17 protein-coding genes, 1 tRNA gene and 1 pseudogene are annotated in these 19,921 nt (G+C 35.5%); 5 read left to right on the top strand and 14 right to left on the bottom strand.

Annotation, left to right across the window (positions count from 1 at the left end; all coding sequences use genetic code 11):
- Positions 1-6 precede the first annotated feature (6 nt).
- Genes ACJVDK_RS02455 through ACJVDK_RS02435 form a run of 5 tightly spaced genes read right to left on the bottom strand, consistent with a single transcriptional unit; the run spans position 7 to position 7,124 of the window.
- Positions 7-3,150 carry a SusC/RagA family TonB-linked outer membrane protein gene (locus ACJVDK_RS02455; protein WP_443938699.1) on the bottom strand — a complete coding sequence of 1,048 codons (3,144 nt, stop codon included), beginning with the start codon at positions 3,148-3,150 and terminating at the stop codon, positions 7-9.
- 35 nt (positions 3,151-3,185) lie between these two features.
- Positions 3,186-4,211, bottom strand: coding sequence for a DUF5007 domain-containing protein (locus ACJVDK_RS02450; protein ID WP_443938698.1), 1,026 nt, complete (start codon positions 4,209-4,211; stop codon positions 3,186-3,188).
- 7 nt (positions 4,212-4,218) lie between these two features.
- On the bottom strand, positions 4,219-4,896 hold the full coding sequence (locus ACJVDK_RS02445; protein ID WP_443938697.1) for a hypothetical protein: 678 nt from the start codon (positions 4,894-4,896) through the stop codon (positions 4,219-4,221).
- 20 nt (positions 4,897-4,916) lie between these two features.
- Positions 4,917-6,509: a RagB/SusD family nutrient uptake outer membrane protein gene (locus tag ACJVDK_RS02440; protein WP_443938696.1), complete on the bottom strand. Its 1,593-nt coding sequence runs from the start codon at positions 6,507-6,509 to the stop codon at positions 4,917-4,919.
- An 18-nt stretch (positions 6,510-6,527) separates the two neighbouring features.
- The gene (locus ACJVDK_RS02435) at positions 6,528-7,124 is read right to left on the bottom strand and encodes a hypothetical protein (protein ID WP_443938695.1); all 597 of its coding nucleotides are present in this window, start codon (positions 7,122-7,124) and stop codon (positions 6,528-6,530) included.
- A gap of 44 nt (positions 7,125-7,168) precedes the next feature.
- Between ACJVDK_RS02435 and ACJVDK_RS02430 the strand changes: the two genes are divergently transcribed.
- Positions 7,169-8,560, top strand: a complete 1,392-nt coding sequence (locus ACJVDK_RS02430; RefSeq protein WP_443936453.1) for an IS4 family transposase — start codon at positions 7,169-7,171, stop codon at positions 8,558-8,560.
- 1,820 nt (positions 8,561-10,380) lie between these two features.
- Here ACJVDK_RS02430 and ACJVDK_RS02425 read toward each other — a convergent pair.
- From ACJVDK_RS02425 to ACJVDK_RS02385, 9 genes and pseudogenes are all read right to left on the bottom strand, one after another.
- Positions 10,381-10,785, bottom strand: a pseudogene (locus ACJVDK_RS02425) (TonB-dependent receptor plug domain-containing protein); the annotation flags it as partial.
- Positions 10,786-11,960: 1,175 nt separating this feature from the next.
- Positions 11,961-12,659, bottom strand: coding sequence for a DUF1826 domain-containing protein (locus tag ACJVDK_RS02420; protein ID WP_443938694.1), 699 nt, complete (start codon positions 12,657-12,659; stop codon positions 11,961-11,963).
- Positions 12,660-12,833: 174 nt separating this feature from the next.
- The gene (locus ACJVDK_RS02415; RefSeq protein ID WP_443938693.1) at positions 12,834-14,441 is read right to left on the bottom strand and encodes a L,D-transpeptidase family protein; all 1,608 of its coding nucleotides are present in this window, start codon (positions 14,439-14,441) and stop codon (positions 12,834-12,836) included.
- Positions 14,442-14,450: 9 nt separating this feature from the next.
- Positions 14,451-14,585: a hypothetical protein gene (locus tag ACJVDK_RS02410; protein ID WP_443938692.1), complete on the bottom strand. Its 135-nt coding sequence runs from the start codon at positions 14,583-14,585 to the stop codon at positions 14,451-14,453.
- A 527-nt stretch (positions 14,586-15,112) separates the two neighbouring features.
- A tRNA-Leu gene (locus ACJVDK_RS02405) sits at positions 15,113-15,196 on the bottom strand.
- A gap of 55 nt (positions 15,197-15,251) precedes the next feature.
- Positions 15,252-16,016, bottom strand: coding sequence for an MBL fold metallo-hydrolase (locus ACJVDK_RS02400; protein ID WP_443938691.1), 765 nt, complete (start codon positions 16,014-16,016; stop codon positions 15,252-15,254).
- 49 nt (positions 16,017-16,065) lie between these two features.
- Entirely contained in the window at positions 16,066-16,338 is a 273-nt protein-coding gene (locus ACJVDK_RS02395; protein WP_443938690.1) for a hypothetical protein, read from the bottom strand.
- 155 nt (positions 16,339-16,493) lie between these two features.
- A complete protein-coding gene (locus ACJVDK_RS02390) occupies positions 16,494-17,597 on the bottom strand; it encodes a trypsin-like peptidase domain-containing protein (protein ID WP_443938689.1) in 1,104 nt (367 codons plus the stop codon).
- A gap of 7 nt (positions 17,598-17,604) precedes the next feature.
- On the bottom strand, positions 17,605-18,171 hold the full coding sequence (locus ACJVDK_RS02385; RefSeq protein ID WP_443938688.1) for an RNA polymerase sigma factor: 567 nt from the start codon (positions 18,169-18,171) through the stop codon (positions 17,605-17,607).
- 209 nt (positions 18,172-18,380) lie between these two features.
- Here ACJVDK_RS02385 and ACJVDK_RS02380 point away from each other — a divergent pair, with 209 nt between their 5' ends.
- The 4 genes from ACJVDK_RS02380 (at position 18,381) to ACJVDK_RS02365 (ending at position 19,820) form a co-directional block, all read left to right on the top strand.
- Entirely contained in the window at positions 18,381-18,590 is a 210-nt protein-coding gene (locus ACJVDK_RS02380) for a hypothetical protein (protein WP_443938687.1), read from the top strand.
- A 197-nt stretch (positions 18,591-18,787) separates the two neighbouring features.
- The gene (locus ACJVDK_RS02375; protein WP_443938686.1) at positions 18,788-18,985 is read left to right on the top strand and encodes a hypothetical protein; all 198 of its coding nucleotides are present in this window, start codon (positions 18,788-18,790) and stop codon (positions 18,983-18,985) included.
- 206 nt (positions 18,986-19,191) lie between these two features.
- On the top strand, positions 19,192-19,410 hold the full coding sequence (locus tag ACJVDK_RS02370; protein ID WP_443938685.1) for a hypothetical protein: 219 nt from the start codon (positions 19,192-19,194) through the stop codon (positions 19,408-19,410).
- Positions 19,411-19,622: 212 nt separating this feature from the next.
- Entirely contained in the window at positions 19,623-19,820 is a 198-nt protein-coding gene (locus tag ACJVDK_RS02365; RefSeq protein ID WP_443938684.1) for a hypothetical protein, read from the top strand.
- The last annotated feature ends 101 nt before the right edge of the window (positions 19,821-19,921 follow it).

The raw sequence follows: 19,921 nt of genomic DNA, 5'->3' as shown, positions 1-19,921 counted from the left end.
TCCTATTTAAAATTCAATATTTAAGCCCAAAGCAAATTGTTTAGCCAACGGGTAACCACCAGAATCATCTCTACCTAAAGCTGTCACATTTTCTGGGTTAGGCCCCGAATAACGGGTTATAAAACCTAAATTGGAAGCAGTTGCGTTAACGCTCACTCTGTTCATCCCTAAGCGTTTGGTAAAATTTTGATTAAACATATAGTAAACTTTTACAGCGTTAATTTTAAAATACGAGCCGTCTTCTTGAAACAATGTCTGATTCGTTCTAAACGGAGCAAGAAGCTGGGCACGAACAAAATCCAATGGATTTCCATAGGTTGCCACATCTCCAGGAGCAGCCCAATAACTGTATTCTGATAGCGGTACTAAGTTCCCTAAAATGGTAGGATCTTTAAAACGTGCGAATTGAGCGGCTAAACTATTGTTCAATATATCGCGTTGAAATGTAAACGAAGTGTTTATCTCTAAACTCCAGTTTTTATATTGGAGCAAGCTTGTAAAACCACCCGTAATTTGTGGTTGCGAGTTACCCGCAATTACTCTATCATTTCCATCCAAAATATAGTTACCATCTAAATCGGTGAATATTGGATCTCCTGCTTTGAAATAGTTCAAAATTCCATTGGTACCTACGCGATAAGGCAAACCTGTTACAGGATCTACAGGAACTTGAGCATTGGTAGAATAAACACCTTTTGTATTAAAAAGATAATTTGATAATGAGTTAATACCTAAACGGTAATAAATATCCTGGCCTAATCCTTGATCAAAGTATATCATTTCTCTTAAAGCATCAGGTAACTTGGCTAAAACCTCGCGGTTAATGGCTAATGTACCCGTCAAAGTTAATTTAAATGGACTTCTGTTGCTTAATGGTCTCGCGGTAGCTTGAAACTCCCATCCATAGTTAACATTGCTAATTTCTGTACCACCAATTTTCTCGTAAGAGGTTGACGTAGATAAATTTTTCTTTTGAAAAATATTATCTGTCTGTTTGTAGTAGGTATCCATCGATAGACTAATCTTGTTATGGAATAGTCCCAAATCAAAACCTGCATTATACGTAGTAGCTTTTGTTGGCTCTAAACTTAAATTTGGCAAATATTCTAAATCTGAAACAACAGTCGAACTGTTATTATAGCGAGAACCTCCTGTATATTTACCGTATGCTTGATAAATGTTTCCATTCGGTACAATATTCGATCCATAACTTAAACGGATGTCGCCAAAGCTTAACCATTTTAAACCACTTAAGAACGATTCTTTATCAAAATTCCATTTAAAAGCTACTGCAGGATTCTTCTTATATCCAGCATTGGGACCATTGGTTGAAAGCCCATCAATACGGTAATTGACATCCAATACATATTTCTCTTTGTAGTTGTATGAAAAGGCACCTGCAAATCCAACCGTTCTTAAATCGGTATAGTCTATTGTACCACCTTTTGAGGTTAAATAGTCCGTCATATTGGTCAACGGCCCTCTTAATTGGTCGTTTACACCTTTATCATTTAAGATTGCATCTGCTTTAAAAAAAGATGCTCTTAGCTCGGAAAACGCAAACACCGAAAAATTATGTGCTTCGTTAAGTGTGTAATAGTAGGATAATTGATTCCGATTGTATAAGGTAGTCTCTAAACTGTTATAGGTATAATATTCTGATTGATTTGAATTTAAAGCTGCCGGAGAAAAATTATCCTGTGTACTCGATTTGCCATTATAATTTAAAAAGGAGGCTAACTTAAAGTTTGGCAAAATTTCATATTGTGCATTTAAATTTGCCGTGGTAATTAAAACTTTATTATCATTATCGGTCGTTAGCGCACCCAATACCGAGTTTACAGACGAATAGAGTGATGGTGCAGGTAGCAACGACGATGCTCCACTACCCTCTGCAATGCCCGTATTTTCGAGCCCATTTCCGCTTCCCATTCGCTGCTTCTGAATCGAGTTATTCAATTGACCTTCTAATCTAAACTTTCTACTAGGTGCATAGGTCATATTCATATTTAAATTATAACGCGAATAACCCGTGTTTTCTTGAATACCTGATTGGTCAAAAATCCCTAATGCTACTTTATAATTGAACTGAGTATCTCCACCCGAAATATTCAAATTGTGGGTTTGATTTAAGGTTGGGCGATAAAAATAAGATTGCCAATCAGTCGAATTATTGAAATAGGCATTTAAACTATCCGACAAAAAGGGCGTAGAATTAATTAAATCTACTGCGTGGTTATAACTGGTATCGTATCTTAAAATTTGATCAACACGTAACAAACGTTCTCCTTTACCACCAATTACCGAACGTAATTGTGGTACCGTAGATAAGAATGCACTACCGTTGTAACGAATGATAGGAATTTTCGAACTACCGCGTTTAGTTGTAATTAAAATTACACCATAAGCACCCCTAGAACCGTATAACGATGTTGCCGAGGCATCCTTTAAAACCGTAATGTCTTCAATATCTTCTGGTGGGATTTGAGACGCTGGTGATACGCCAGGTCCTGCTTGTTGGAAACCATACGAATAGTTTGTATTATCATCAACAGGTACACCATCAATCACATACAAAGGAGAAGTAGGCGTTAAGAAAGTAGAACTACCTGAACCAGAAACGTCTATATTAGAAATACCACGAATGGTTACATTTCCTCTAAAACCTGGCGCACCAGTATTGTTTTGAATGTTCAAACCCGCAACCCTACCTTGTAGTAACGATACCACATCACCAGCAGGTTGGCCTTGGATCTCCTTACCTGAAATGGTAACCGCCGAACCTGTCATTAAGGTTTTAGTTTTAGTTTGATAACCTGCGGTAACAGTTACTTCTCTTAAGGTTTTATCATCTGAATTTAATGTAACCGAAATATTCGTTTTGTTATTTACTTTAACTGTTGTTGACTGAAATCCTACATACGTAAATGTTAAAGAGGCATTATTCGCTACCGTTACCTTAAATTTACCGTTGTTATCAGTCATGCCTACATGACTGCCTCCACTCGAAACAGTAACTCCAGGTATGGTTTCTTTTGATTTTGAAGTACCATCTAATACAACGCCCGTTACAACAATCCGTTGCTGAGCCATTGTTATATTTTGAAAACCCAAAATCGATAAAATAACTAGGATGTAAAAATACTTCATCGGAAATATGTTTTGTTTTAGTTTATACTGTTCCATTAATCATTCTCAAATTTTGGTTTATCTCTCTTAAACCAGAAGGTTATCTCCCAGTCGCCTTTTTCATAAATATTAAAGTTAAAGCCCAAATAGCATTGCTGTAATATGTTACCATAGGCTAGCCTCTCAAATCTGAACATAACCTTTGCCTGACTGCCCGAAAGCGTAGTATACTTGGTTGGGTAACTACTACATGGAATCGGGTAAGCTACATCGTATTTAACTTTCGTGGCATCTTTAACCATGTTAAAGCCGTGTACTAAATTGGCCCAATCGGTAGTTGCAAACTTATTCGGGTCGATAGGATTTGATAAACTATCTACAAATTTGAAGGTAAGGCTGTTTCCATTACCTGCTTTCTTAAACAGCACATCTACATCATTAATAGTATTAAGAGGCTGTCCACGAGAACCTGTTATATTAATAGACGTTGGATTAACGGATACACTTGTACCTTGTCCGGTTATAGGATCTAAATTAGATGGCTCGTAAGGACGTTCACGTAATGGGCGAATACGGAAATTTTGAAAGTATTTTCTTCCACCCGAATTCGACATTTCTACATCGAAAACATAACCCGAATCGGGTTGTGCCTTAATCATATTTGAATTTGCTGCTGCCCACATAATAAACTCACCAGAATGTGGCCTTACTTCAAATAATGGATGATTTTCAATTGTACGTTTCGCTTCAATTTCAGCTAATGATTTCTCAGTACCATCGTAAGCGGTTTTCCAAACACTTACCGGGTAATTCGTCGTCATTTCTGGAGCAGGTTCTCCAGTAAAACTGCGCATGTTTACAATTTTAAAATCTAAAGGTCTACTCGAGTTTCCGTACTGAAAATTATTGGTAAATAGCGTATTTCTACCTAAAATAGGTTGATATAAGTATTGTGTATACTGTGTATCGCTAGCTATTGATAACCTTTCATCAGGCAAATTTTTTCTACAAGCAGATAGCACTATGCCCCCAATTAATAATGTGAGACATATATTTAATCTATATTGAATATTTTCCATCATTTCTATCTTATTTATTCAATCGACCTACAAACTCATCAAAACCAAAAATATGTATCGGGGTTATGATGTTAATTGTGGCGTTATTTGTTTTAATGTTTACCGCATTGGTAGTAGTTGTAATCCAAGTTGTGATAAAAATAGAACCGAAAGTGTCACTAAAATTCAACACAGCAGGTCCACCTGCTTCATAGCCAGAAGAACTTAACTTGACATATTTTGCATGCATAGGGTATTCGGTAATTATCGAAGTTAAAGCCATCCCATCTACATTATTGATGTAAGCATCGGTCGTTCTATTTCCTCTAATAATATATTTAAAAAGCATATAGCCCAATTCATTAATATCAGCATTGGCTAGATAAACGGGTGTCTTACCTTCCGCTTTGCGTACCCTGTTTAAAACCTTGATAGGTTCCTCAAAATTTTTGTTTACAGGTGCAAATAGTGTTACTTTCTGGTTGGTTAATGAATCCATTAAAAAAGGATAACGGTTTAAAATCACCAGTAAAGAATCAAATGTTCCCTTCGGTTGTGCTTTTAAATAGTCCATAGCCGAACCATTAAAAGTTTGCTGTGTATTCACATAATCATAGTAGGCCGAATTTTCTTTCTTACATGCAGTAAAGCACAAACAAATAAGTCCTAACAGAAAAAATATGTTGTTTTTATATACTAAATTTTTCATTTTAAATCAGATTAGGTTGTTTATTGCCAATACGGATTTTGAGTAATTAGCGCGTTTGCATTAATTACATCTTGAGAAACAGGCCAGTAAATACCTCCGGCTGTTTCGAATTGCTTAAAGCTCATTGGAACTCCATTCTTCGTGATGAAAACACCTGGTGCATTTTTAATTCTATTGTATCGAACAATGTCGTACCATCTCCAACCCTCGCCCATGAGCTCTCTTCTTCTTTCGTCAAAAATCAATTTCAATAAATCTGCATTCGAAGTAATTGTAAATGAAAAGCCTCTTGAAGAACATACCTTGTTTAATGCGGTCAAAGCTTCATCTTTTTGACCTAAAACGGCTAATGCTTCTGCTCTCAATAAGGTTATTTCTTCTAAACGGCTAAACACCATTGTTGAGCTGAATAAGGTTAAATTCCCTGAGGTATTTGCGGTATAAATAACTTTAATCTTATTGAAAATTGGTCTTTGCGATTCTATCCCATAAAAATAGTTGGTGCGATACAAACCTGTAATCGGGTCTAAACTAAAACGTAAATCGGATGCTGCGTAAAATGCTTTGCTAATGGTATCTCTTGGAACAAACATTTCAGGCTGCGATTTTGGAATAAACGGAGTCGCCAAAGTGAGTTGCTCAATATGACCGTTTGCTGTTGATAAACCAGTACCCGATTCGAAAGGGAAACCTACAACAACCGTTGCTCTTTTAAATGCAAATGGGCTATCAGGACCATTTTCGGTTAAATCATCTATATCGAGGTAATTTAATCCAAAACTACCATCGCCATTAGATTGCGTGTAGTTATCCATACAAAACTTTGTATACACCGCACAATCGATGTAATTACCTTGCCAAGCAGCTATATGTGCCAAAATTGTATAAGCAGAAATACGGGTAAAAATATTTCCATTCCACGAAGCCCAGCTAGCACCGTAATACAGACCTGGATAAATGGGATCTGTACCGCCATATCTGAAAGGAACTATTTTTGCTGCTGCCAACAATTCGTTCGTTGCAAAAGTCAAGACCTTTTGTTGCGAAGTTCTAGGTAGTTTTATAAACTCACCATCGTGCGATGAAGTAAGCAAAGGTACATCGCCCCATATTCTGGTCATGTAGAAATAAGCAAAAGCTCTAAGGATTCTAGCTTGTGCCACGTCTACATCATTGTTTAATTTTGAATATCTCGGATCAATTGCTTGTATTTCTTTCGATCTTTCGATAAAAAGACTAGCCGCATTAATCACGGCATAAAAAGCACGCCAATTTGTAATTCTGTTAATTACTGGATACGATGCATTTAATTGGCCATTTACAATAGCTTTTAAATCTGCACGATTGGTAATACTAAAATCACCTTGTCTTAAATCACCCATTAACCAGTGCCCGTTGTCTGCCACTGTTGCTGAGCGCATTAAACCGTATACCGATAGTAAATTTGCTTTAGCATCTTCGAGCGTCTTCCAATTCGTTTCTTCTGTTGCTAATCTTGTTGATTGTATATCATCGATTTTATTACAAGAAAAGCTCCCTAAAACCATTAGCAATACAAAAGCCCCGATGGATATTTTATGTATGCTATTCCTTTTATTGATTATATAGTTCATATCAATTCTATACTTATATTATAAATCCAGTTTAAAGCCCATTACAAATGTTCTTGGGATTGTTAAATTCGCCCCATCGTAATATCCGTTGTAGTTTACCAGTTCAGGATCTACCCCTGAAAAATTAGTAATGGTTAACAAGTTCATCGCAGTAGCGTATAAATATGCTCGTCTTACGCGCGAACCTTGTTTTTGAAAAAGAACCTTTTTACCAAAGTCGTAACCCAAGGTTACCGACCTTAATTTTACGTATGATGCATTTTCCAAGAACAGATCTTGATCCACACGATACGCATCTACTTCGCTCCATGGGTTATATATAGGATACGTTTTTTCGTTATCGAATATCTGCCAAGAAGAAACTTCTTTAACTGAGTTAATATCATTTCCAGCTTCGCGATTAATAAAACCATAGCGCGTTGCCTCATATTGATTTAGCGCTTTCTGACCCAATGCAAATATGAAGTTGAAATTTAAATCGAAGTTTTTATAAGCCAATGTGTTGTTCCAACCACCCGTAATTTTTGGTAATCGATCACCAGTCATAATTTTATCTTTGGTATCGATGCGATTGTCGCCATTGTAATCAACCCATTTTGGATCCCCCGCTTTCATCCTATCGTGTGGACAGATCTTCTATATAATTAGTTTCTTTGTATATGCAAAAAAGAGGTTTTACAAATTTGCCCGATTCACGTTTAATACGTCGAGGGAATAAGAACTTAGATATCCTATTTAGAAATTGCGTTCACTCTATTCGTCAGCTTAGCAAGGACGAGGCAGAAGCAAAGGGTTTTTATCGATTCTTATCGAATAATCGTGTAACTGAAGAAAGCATCATTTCAAATTTAACCTCTAACTGCCAATCCGCTTGCCACGGGAAATATGTTGTTTGTATTCAAGATACCACAGAAATAAACCTAAGTAGCCATAAAAATAGAATAAAGAAAGATTCGTTTATCGGCACTACCAATGCCAAGGGCGATTTCGGATTGGGTTTTATGCTTCATCCGAGTCTTGTCCTGGATGCAGTTAATGGAACTCCTTATGGTTATGCAGATATCAAACTATGGAATAGACCGCTGGAATTTCGTTCAAAGTTTGAGCGAGAATACAGTAAATTACCCATTACAGAAAAAGAATCTTACAAATGGATAGAATCATCGAATAATACAAAAACAGCATTATCCTCTTGTGTTGAAGGAATGGTGATTATACAAGATCGAGAAGGAGATATATACGAGCAATTTGCCGTTATACCCGATGAGAAAACAGACCTTTTAATACGTGCAAAAAGCAACAGAAGACTAAAAGACAAAAGCAAACTATTTGACTGCCTTTCCAATCAAGAAGTGCAGGATATTTATGAAATAGTAGTAGAAGCGAAAGAGAAAAGGCCAAAGAGAAAGGCTAAAATAGAAATCAGATATAAAGAAATAGAAGTATGCAAAACAGGCACTACAAGTAAAGAGCTTCCAGCGAGTACTAAGCTTTATCTCATAGAAGCAAAAGAAGTTGGCTATAGTGGGGCAGATAAAATATGTTGGAGGCTATTAACCACCATAGCAGTAACCACGCCTTCTATGGCTAAGTTATGCATAGAATGGTATAGCTGGCGCTGGACAATAGAAGAAGTGTTTCGGATACTTAAAAAGGAAGGATACAATATTGAAGCCAGTGAATTAGAATATGCCTCATCTATCAGAAAACAAACCCTTATGATCATGGAAGTGGTGATAAAGTTATTCCTAATGCGCCTAGCATACGCTGAACCAGAACTCTCGATTGATGCACACACATGTTTCAATGATGAGGAACAGCTATTTATGGAAGAACAAATAATCAGACTTGAAGGAAAAACCCAGAAGCAGAAGAATCCTTATAAGGATAAAGATCTGAAAAGATATGTATGGGGATTGGCTAGAATGGGAGGTTGGAAAGGATATGAAAGCAAAAGAACGCCAGGGATAACTACGATCTGGATTGGATTAAAATACTTTAGGGCTGCAAAAGAAGGATGGGACACACATAGAGATCTGTCCACACGATAGGCTTTCATCGGGATACCATTAAATGTTCTTCCTACTGGAATTTCTGCACTGGTATTATAAATTCCTTCGTTGCTATATAACCAAAAGCTACCAACCGGCTTGCCTACAACTAACTTATTATCACCAATGATTACTTCGTTTAAACCGTTTGGCAAGGCTGTTAACTTGTTTTTATTATAGCCAAAATTGAATGTGGTATTCCAGTTAAAACCTTTTGGGCTACGAATAACTAAGCTATTTAATAATACTTCTATCCCTTTGTTGTTAATATCCATTCCTGACTGGTAATTTGAGGTATATCCAGTTTCAAATGGTACAGGTACAGCTATTACCTGACCTTTATTATTGCGATTATAAACGGTAACTGCTGCATTTAAACGGTCATTAAAGAAAGAACCATCTAATGTAACATTGGTTCTATCTACATAAGGTAAGGTAATTCCATATCCAATAAAGCCACTGTTATAGGGTCTGTTAATACCTAATCTACCAGCATAGCCTGGAATAGTTGGTTCTTCGTACCAGCCATTTTCAGAGCGGTATTGAGGACCAGCGGCATATCTGTCATCTAAGAAAATTTGAACATTTCTACCCCATCCACCACTCAGATTTAAGCCACTTAAGAAAGTACTTTGTTTGAAAAATTGCTCCTTCAAATTGTAATTAGCATTAAAGGCAGGAGTAGTTACCCATCGGCTATCTGGCTGACCGTTCGAAGATCCATCTCTACGAACTAAGGCACTAAAAGTCAGTAAATTTTTATACTTATACTTTGCTGAGCCATAAAATGACAACAGGTTATTACGCTCTTTATCAATATATCTGAAAACATAAAATCCACCACTTGCAAGCGTATTTAAATAGTCCGGATTTTCTTCGCCGTTAATCTTTTCACGACCATCAACAAAGTTCAACTTCACATAATCATTTGGACCATTGTAAGCTCTTGCATAATTATATTTATACGTGTCGCCCTGAAAGCTTTCTCCCAGTTCGAAATCGAAAACATGGTCCTTATTAATTTCATATTTATAAGAAGCAGCATTCGTTTGTAATATCCGTTGACTATATCCAAAATAATTTGAAACGTAACTTACACCATCCATTAGCGTTGATGGTGTAAAATAATCACGAATACCTTCATTATAATCAAAAATTAGGCTCGAGGTAATCGTAAACTTGTTCAGCTTTGCACTTAAAATTAAGTTTCCGTTTAAAATAGAATTGCGATTATTATCTACGTTCTTTTCATTTTCTTGCAGATAGCTTGAATATACCGCGGCATTAGGCGATAATGGGCTGCTTAAATCTGGGATGTAGCGGGTTTCAGCAAAACGATCTCTTAAACTTTTATTTCTATAGCGATCTAAGCGCGATGCATTTACACTACTCGAAACGGTTAACCATTTAAATGGAGCCATGTTGATACTAAAAAACACATTGTAACGGTTAAGACTGGTATTGTCTGCATTCCCTGCATTTTTGGTACCTGATCCATAAAATCTAAAATTTGCCCGTTCTGTACCACCAGTGATTCCTAAATCGCCAGAAAAAGTGGGTGTATTTTTATAATATAAATCGTTCCAATTAGAGGGACCATAATAAGCAGTGTTCGTAGAATCTCTTAAATAAGATGCGTAACTGGCGTAATTTTCAGCTGATGCATATTTTTCATAAAAAGGCTTTCTAAAATTATTTTCGTACACCCCATTTACTGTATTTACACTTGGTGGCGTAACAAATCCAAAATACGAGTTCACACTAATATCGTTTACCCCACTTTTAGCATTTTTAGTAGTCACATAAATAGCCCCATTCGCAGCATTTGGACCTAATTTAGCTAACTCCAAAGGATCCTTCACTACAGTTATGGATTGGATATTATCTATATTTATTTGGCTTAATAAATTGGTTGCTGGGCCAATACGATTGTAATCATATTTCTGAACATCAAAAGCAAAGGGATTATCCTGAACCAAAGGGACACCGTTTAAATAAACCGCAGCCTGCAACCCGTAAATATCCTTTTTCGTAAATAATAGACCCGAAGTACCTTGAATAATAATGCTTTGTTCGGTTCCAGGCTCTCCATTTGGTTCTTGAACATAAACCCCTGCTAAATTGCCTTTCACTATTTGCTGTAGCGACAAATTAGGAACTACCGCTGCCTGACGGATATTAATGGTATCTCGAACAGATTTGAATTTCTGCAATGCCTTTAGCATTTGTCCAATTGTATCGACCTTAATAGAATTGGCAGCTGCTGCTTTCTTTACTTTGGATGTATCTTGCTGAAAAATGAAAAAATTCTCATTCTCACGCTTTATCAATGCATCTTTTGCATGCAACGATTGAAATCCAAAAACAGATAAAAACAAGGCACTACAAAGGCTTGTGTAAATTTTAACCATTTTTACGCGTGTTTAATTTTTGTTTAGAAAATAAAAAGACAGGAATTAGATCGGCAGAAGTAAACCGATGCTGTTTAATTTTTTTGGCATAATTTAGCCATAGCCATAAATTTGCTCTTATGAACATTTTTTTGGGATTAATAAGGATGATTGATCTTCTTTTCGTCTATAATGACTTAAGAACTATTTTAGTAGTTAGTTAGTTAGTTAGTTAGTGAGGATAGGGATCACTTTCTGACAGTTTCTCCAATCAGTTTTCTTTAATGCATTTCTTTTAGGTTTTTAGTTAGTTAGTTTCTTTTAGGTTGTTTATGATGCGTTACTTAGGTTTGGTTCTTCTAAAAACCGCTTTACTCATTTATATAAAACAGTTTTCTTTACAAATACAAAAAGTTAGTTAGTTTCTTTGTCTTTGCATAGCCTAAGATATAGATATTGAAATTGCATTTCAGCCCCTTATTCAACGCAAACGTTTGATAAATTAATGAGGATAAGCTTAGAGGTTCTAAAATATTGCGTCCCATCTTTGCTCCACAAAAAAATGATTTAAATTAGTAAAACGTTTTATAAATAATAAAAACGTATAAACTCCTCTAAATCAGCATATAATTAAAATTCATAAAAGAAAAGTAAGCTAGCTAGTAATGTTGCAGAGATGCATTCTACCATGACGCTCTTAATTGTATCAATCGCTTACACAAACTAAGCGCAAACGTTTGATTTATTTAGTAAAAGCAATAAAAAAGGACTACAATAAAAACATAATCAATTAATATACAATACATTAAAACGCAAATACAGAGCTTTAACTTCTAGTTAAAAAATGTTAAATTTTGAACGAAAAAGACAATTACAACAGGATAAATGACTATTGAACAAGCATCTCTATGACTGATTGTTTTCATCTTAAGCTAGTTACTACAAAAGTCCTCGCTTAAGTGCAGAAAAAATCAAGTAGGGTCAATTAAAAAAACTATTTTTTCTTTCTCTCAGCAAATGAGCAACAAGCGGTATTCGCCATCTCTTTCGATAGGTGCACGGTGGATACAGGGTAAAACGCACTGTCCGGGATGATCTACTGCCAATCGCCATAGATGTCCTAAGCCCAAATTTATCGGGTTGGCATCCACTTTCGCCTGATAATGCAAATCGAAAAAATACGTTTCCAGAAAGGTTTCAAATGTTGTGTCGGTTGTTTGATGGAGTGCTTTAAGTTTTTCGCGAATTTCAGGAATCAAAATCTTTTGTTCAGCATCCTTGTTCGGCAAAATATCACTTGCAGCACCGTAATATGTACATAGATAGGTATCCGTTGCTACGGGCGATCGGTCAACATGATACGAATATACATCCGTTGAAATAAAATCGAATTCCTCATCACGCGGATAATTTTTTATCAGATTAAGGGAAGGCGATGCTCCGAAATCCGTTAACAATTTTAAATCATGTAAAATAATTTCTCTCGCTGCGTTTCCAGCAGGAGAAAGCTGCAACGCTAAAAGGTCTTCGAGCTGCACTTCCATCAAATTTTCAACCGATGGGAGTTTAGATACCAGCTCTTTAAAATTCCCATGCAAATGTCTTTGCCAACACAAGGCATTGGTAGTACCTTGAAATTCGGTATGCACCAGGTCAGAAAATTTATTAACTACCCTAATATACTTGTTATCCAAAAAATCAAAATTCATTTATAGTAGCGATGGTTTATGCGCGATTGTATCTCAACTTCAAAATCTTTCATTCGGAAATATACTTTTTAGCAAAAACGCAACTGCTTCTTAAAAAGTACGCGCAGCGAATCTATTATTTCTCCCTAATAAACCTAGCCCCTTCAGAAAAATACGTTGAACATTAACTTTTTTCTATTTCATCAGCATATCCAACAAACGCTCATCCCTTTGATAAATATCTCCTCTAAAATTCAATTGGCCTGCAGAATCTACATAGGCCGTAAAATAGCCAATATACACAGGCACCTTTGTTTTTAGTGTAATCCATTGCTCCTTTCCTCTATTCATTGCTTTATTGATATTATCCGAAGTCCAATTGGGCAACAATATCTTTGCTAATTCTTTTGGCTGCTCTACCCGAATGCAACCGTGGCTAAAAGCCCTTACCTCTTCTTTAAACAATGGTTTTGATGGCGTATCGTGTAAATAGATATCATTATCATTTGGAAAAATAAACTTCACCAAACCCAAGGAATTATCCTTCCCTGGTTTTTGTCTCACATTTCCTCCATTCCACTCCATCCGATGCTTGTCCAAATACCCTGCATCTTTTCTCATTGCGGGCAAAACTTCCTTTTTAATAATACTTTGCGGCACATACCAATAAGGACTAAAAACAACATATTGCAAATTACCTCCAAATATGACGGTTTGACTCATTTCCTTACCCACAACCACATTACACGTCCAGCTTAATTTATTTTCTTCGTAATAATACAACTGGAAAGCCGGAATATTTACCAAGATAAACTTGCTACCATGATCGCCTAAGGGTATCCAACGCATACGCTCTAAATTGATCATCATCTTTTGGATACGATTTTTTAAGGGCACATTAAGTTCTTTTAAAAAACGTGCATTGATTGAAAAATCGGCTCGTAAAGCATGACGCTTCTTAAAGTTTTTTACGGCATCAGCCAAATCCTGATCGTAAATACCGGAAGAAGATTTTTTCTTCAAGTCGCCCAGTTGATATAAACGTTCGCTAAGTTTCTTCGTACTTTCTAGGGTGTCTCCAATGGAAATTTTCTTAAATAACGTATCATCTGGTACCAGAACATCCCCTTGTGTTTCATCCAGTTTCTGATAGTGATTAAGCATTTTACGCAACGCGATATACTGAGGAATTACAGCATCCTGTTCAATACTTGATGCAGTAGATGACAGTTGCTTATTTAACAACTCGGCATAAGAAAGTTTCTTTTCGGGCAGGTACCAACCCAAATCTTTGGCCTTGCTTAATTCTGCACCCGCCCATTTACTTTTGGCGTAACCGAAGTACTGTGCAGTCAGCATCAACTCCAAATCCAATAGAGGCGATTTTTTCGAAATCTGCTGTTCCATCAACGCAAATAGTTCTTTGCTATAGACCGCTTTTTTCAGCACTCCATCGCGCTGGGGCGCTTTCACATAGCCAACTAAATGTTGCGCTGCCTCTATTAAACCTTTATTGTCGAACCAAGCATACTGATAAGATTTGGAACGGTAAAATTCTTTCAGTTCAACACTAAATTCATTAAAGGCAGGGTACTTAACTAGGAAGCTATCGATTTGAACCGTATCAATGGATGCAGGTAATTGAAATATCGGCGCTTTTTGTTTCTCGGTTAATTTGACCGTATTCTTTTGTTTGGTACCCCCTCCGTTACAGCTAACCGCAAACAACAGGAGGCAAGACAATACGAAAGCTAACTGTATTTTAGAAAAAGTAAGTTTAAACATGCATGTGTATTTCGTCATTCTACCAGCTTAATTATATAAATGTTTAAACTTAGAATAAGTTGTGATGGTATCCTTATCGATGCCCGATATATCGGCTTGCTGAGCCGAAGCATAAAAAGAAAGGATAAATAAAAATGAGACAACAGGGTATTTTATTTTCATAAACGAACGCATTGAGTTTCAGTTTGCCAAACCAGCGCTATCAATAACTAGCAGATAATATGCTACAAGTTAAAAAAAACAATCAGCCCGTAAAAGGAATATAAAAAATTAACGCAATGTTAATCAGCAATTAGCACAACGATTAATGGTTTATTGAATAGCGACACTTTTAATTGGATCTATTTATAGAAAATTTTGCCTTTGGATAAAAAGTAAAGACATCTTCAGGAAGAAAGAATAATCTACTCAAGTCATAAAATCTGCCTTAACTTAGGCTACTTCCTATCCAGATTGCCATCAACATTTCAATTATAAAAACAAAAATATTGAGGAGTAATCGTATCCTGCTACAAGTCCAACCGTATAATTACACAAATATCTTTTCATTACTTGCTACATATCGATGTATTATTTCAATGAGCTATAACAGAATCTTTGTCCAAATCCATATAAACTGAAAATCAATAAAAAAGGCTTGCTTTTTTTATATAAGCAAGCCTTTGGAAATTCAAATATGAATTTTGTTGTACCCGGAAGCAGATTCGAACTGCCACGCCGTTGCCAGCGCCACCCCCTCAAGATGGTGCGTCTACCAATTTCGCCACCCGGGTTTATGCTGCAAATATAAATTAATTTTAGATTTACGAAAGAGGGAAAAAATTAATTTTATACGGTAATCTTTAGACCGTCATACGCTAAGAATATCCCGGCTGGCAATTCCTTTTCTACCGCTTCATGCATCCCCAAATTATGACTAATATGCGTCAAATAGGTTGTTTCTGCCCCTACCTTTTCCGCAAACGCGATTGCTTCATCTAAGGTAAAATGTGAGATATGCGGAACGCGTTGCAATGCATTAATAACCAATACCTTGGTGCCTTTTATTTTTTCAAAAGATTCCTCCGAAATTGTTTTCGCATCCGTTATGTAGGTAAAATTGCCAAAGCGATATCCCGTTACGGGGAGTAAATGATGCATCACTTCAATGGGTGTAATCTGTGTTTCCCCTACCGTAAAATCTTCACCATTGGTGAAGGTATGTAAGGCAATTTGAGGCAATCCATAATATTTTGTATCGGCAAAAATATAATAGAATTCTCTTTTTAGCGCTGCTTGAACACGTTCAACCGCATAGACATCAATCACTTTTTTTAAAAGATAATTAAAAGGACGAATATCATCCAATCCAGCAATATGATCTTTGTGTTCATGGGTAAACAACACCGCATCCAAATCCTGAACATTTTCTCGTAACAGCTGATACCGAAAATCGGGTCCACTGTCTACCACAAGTGTTTTATCGCCTAATTCAACTAAAATAGAAGTACGTAAGCGTTTATCGCGCTTATCGAGCGATTTACAAACTTCACATGGACACGCAATAACGGGTACGCCTTGAGAAGTACCGGTACCCAAAAAAGTAACTCTCATTATACCAGGCCTTCCTTTCTATTCATTATTCGTTTCAAAAGGGTGCACATTAAAATAATTCCATTTGTTGTAAGTATAAATAAAATTGCTTTTGCTTATCATCAAAAAGGCTTTCATCCGCGTTGGTCTCTTTTAAAAGCGTTACCAAGGCAGCAATTTTTCCTTCTAGATTCGAGAATTTATTTACCACGATTACCTTATTATGCTCCAACAAGCAAGAACCAGATTTAAAATTGCCTTTCTCGTATCGAACTTTATAGCCAATAACAAAAAGGAGTTGTTCTAATTTTTCTAAAGTGTGATTGGTAATTGGTAATGTCATCAACGCAAATGTAAGAAATTACGGCTGCATTTTTAACACTTTCCTTGGTTTGGAAATCGACACTTAAGGCAATCAACGGCGGCTAAAAAAAAGTCTTGTAAGATTAAAACTCACAAGACTTTAGCGTTATTAATTTAATTGGGGTTTGAGTCTACTTAATATACTTTAATCATAAACACATAATCCTGTAACTTCTCTATTTGTTTGGTACGCTTTAAGCCAGTCAATGAACTTTTACGATTGGCGATAATTTTCTTTCCTAAAGAATCTTGTGGAATGGCGCGCATAGCCTCGATAATATATTTCGACTTAATGGCGAAAGTAGCTCCATCGGCATTGCTTTCTTTACCGCTGATAATACCAACCAAATTTCCACTGTTATCCAATAACGGGCCTCCACTATTTCCTCTGTTTACCGGAATAGCTACTTGATATTGTGTTGTATCGCCCACGAAACCATTTTTAGAGCTTACATAGCCTTGAGTGAATACAACTTCATCTTTAGGATAGCCCAATGTGTACACATTTTCACCAATACCGGTATTGCTTTTCTTAATAGTATAAGGTAAAGATGATAAACCTTTAAAACGTTTGTCTATAATCTTTAAAATAGCCATGTCGTACTCAGGATCTTTATGCACAACCTTCACTTTATAGCTTTTTCCTTCATTATCTTGTACCAAGATAGAATCACCATCTGTGATTACATGCAAATTCGTTACAATATAGCCATTTGAAGAAACTGCGAAACCTGTACCTCCATAAGCACCTGGATTTGAATTTTGAACCGGTGCATTGTTTACTTTCGATTTCAAATCTAAAACCAAGTTATTTTGATTGGTTTGCGTTTTCTTTACTTTAGAAATCTCTCTATTCAATTGCTCATAGCGATCTTCTTGCTTACTTGAATGCTGAATAGAATAAATTGAAACTAATGAAAGCACAATAAACGAAGCAGCAATACCAACAACAGCTTTATTTCTACGCCAAAACTGAACAATACGTGATGGATGTGGGCGCAATTTATCAGCCAATGCCTCCACGTCAATTTCTGCGTGAATAGCATCCAATTGTGCTCTCAGTTGTAACTCTTCGGCATATTCTTCCATTGTTTGAAGAAATACTTTATGTGTTACCACTTTATGATCTATTCGTGCATCGTTTTTGCGCAATTGCTCAAAAGCTTCGTGTTCAGCAGCATTAAGTTTACCTAATAAGTAATCTTCAATAATTGCATCTAACTCTAAATCGTTTCTCATTTCACTCTTATTGTTGAAAAAATATTTTCTTTAATCGTTGCAAGCACTTATACTTTTGCGTTTTCGCATTATCCGTATTGGTGTAACCAAACTTCTCACAAATATCTTGCATCGATAAATTTTGGATATAAAAATCCTGAATAATGGTTTTGCAGGGTTCGCCTAATTGAACCAGGGCTTCTTGCATTTTTACAAATTGCAAATCCTTCTCTTCGTGTTGTTCAACCTCATCATCCACCGCTAAAACATCTTCGTAATCGGTAATATTGCCAACCTTTTTACTGCTTTGATTTAATTTCTTTAACCAAATGCGTCGGCAAACCGAATATAAAAACGTTTTGAGCTTACTGCTCAATTCAAAATTACCTGCCTTAACCTTGTTATATAAAATAATAATGGCTTCTTGATACACATCCTTTGCATCCTCTTCGTCGCCGTTATTACTCAAAATAAATTGCAAAACCATTGCAAAATATGCTTTATATAGCTTATTAAGGGTATCTGAGGAGTTATTTAAGATACCTAAAATAACCTCTCTATCTGTTGGAACTGAACTCTTTATACCGTTATTCACAAGTTAATACTGCTTTTTTAAAATAGTAACCCAATATTAGACAAAAAAATTTATATCAATACAAGGTGTTAATACACCAAAAACTGCAAGAGTAACCCATCAAAAAAATATTTATTTTTTGCACTCAATTACCCCAAAATAGACGGTTACCTTTTTACATAAATACGCATAAAGGCTAAAAAACAATCAATCACTTAACCTTAAAAATTATGAAAAATTTAATTAAAAATGGATTCATCCTACTAAGCATTACGATATCATTAACAGCTTGCGATTTCTTTGGACAAAGCGCAACCGCGGAACAAGCTACGACCAATCAGCCCGACAGTTTGACCATTGATAGCCTTAAGCAAGACACCACGCAGATAGATACTACACAAAAAGCGCTCAACAAAGCGGACAGTACACAGATAAAATAATTTTTTTTAAAACAAAATGAAAAAATAATAATTATTTGATTTACAGAAAATTAAATCAACATTAGTGTAAGAAATACACCAAAATCGCTTGGTTTTTAGAAATATTTCAAATTTAATTTGAATTATCGGGTTACCTTTTTACCTTTGCGGCATTAACAAGAAAATTAATTAATTATTAAAATAATAAAATTTCAAAAATGAAAAATGCATTCAAATTAGGCTTTTTAGCTTTAGCTTTATCTTTATCAGTAGTTGCTTGTTCTTCAGAGAAAAAAGCTGAAGGTACTGACTCTACTGCTGTTGATACAACTGTAGTTGATTCTACTAAAACTGATTCAGTTACTGTTGATACTGCTAAAGTTGATTCAGTTGCTGCTGATACAGTTGCTCACTAATTTTTAGTAAATATTTTGAAAAGGGCTTCGTTTTGCGAAGCCTTTTTTTTTGCCTTTTTATTTCATCTAAGAAACTCTCTTTCAGCTAGATCTACCAAACAAAATAAAAAAATTAAAAAAAATCATTTTTTTTTTAATTTACTTGGGTTACCTTTTTTAATTACGAGTATTAACCAACAAATATTTAAACTTAAAATTAGAAAAAAATGAAAAATGCATTCAAATTAGGCTTCTTAGCTTTAGCGTTATCTTTATCAGTAGTAGCTTGTTCTTCAGAGAAAAAAGCTGAAGGTGCTGACACAACTGTAACTGATTCTTCAACTATCGTTACTGACACTACTGCTGTTGATACTACAACTAAAGATTCTACAGTAACTGATACTACTGTTAAAACTACTACTACTACTGAAGAAGTAAAACACTAGTCTGAATCAAAAAAGACTTTAAGAAAACCGCAATCATCTAGTAATGATTGCGGTTTTCTTTTTTTTAGCCAAAAATCTACACCATTTCACGAATAATTCTAACCAATTTTAAAAAAGCACCATTTCTCTACTCGAATAATTTTATTTTTTTTTAATTAATTCAGTATATATGTACTATTAATTAATTTTAAAACCAAACAATTAGAAAAAAAATGAAAAATGCATTCAAATTAGGCTTCTTAGCTTTAGCGTTATCTTTATCAGTAGTAGCTTGTTCTTCAGAGAAAAAAGCTGAAGGTGCTGATTCTACTGCTGTTGATACAACTGTAGTAGATTCTACTAAAACTGATTCTGTAATAGTTGACTCAACTAAAACTGATTCAGTAGTGGTTGATACAACTAAACACTAGTTAGCAAGCAAAATACAATCGAAATAGGCTTTGAAAATTCAAAGCCTATTTTTTTTTACAGGTTATACAGATTTCTTTTGCGCTAAAGACCTTTTAATCCA

Source organism: Pedobacter paludisoli, from assembly GCF_052344095.1.
In the GTDB taxonomy this organism is placed as follows: Bacteria; Bacteroidota; Bacteroidia; order Sphingobacteriales; family Sphingobacteriaceae; genus Pedobacter.
The sequence above is the reverse complement of the archived record's forward strand: the minus strand, read 5'-3'. Positions and strand labels throughout refer to the sequence as shown.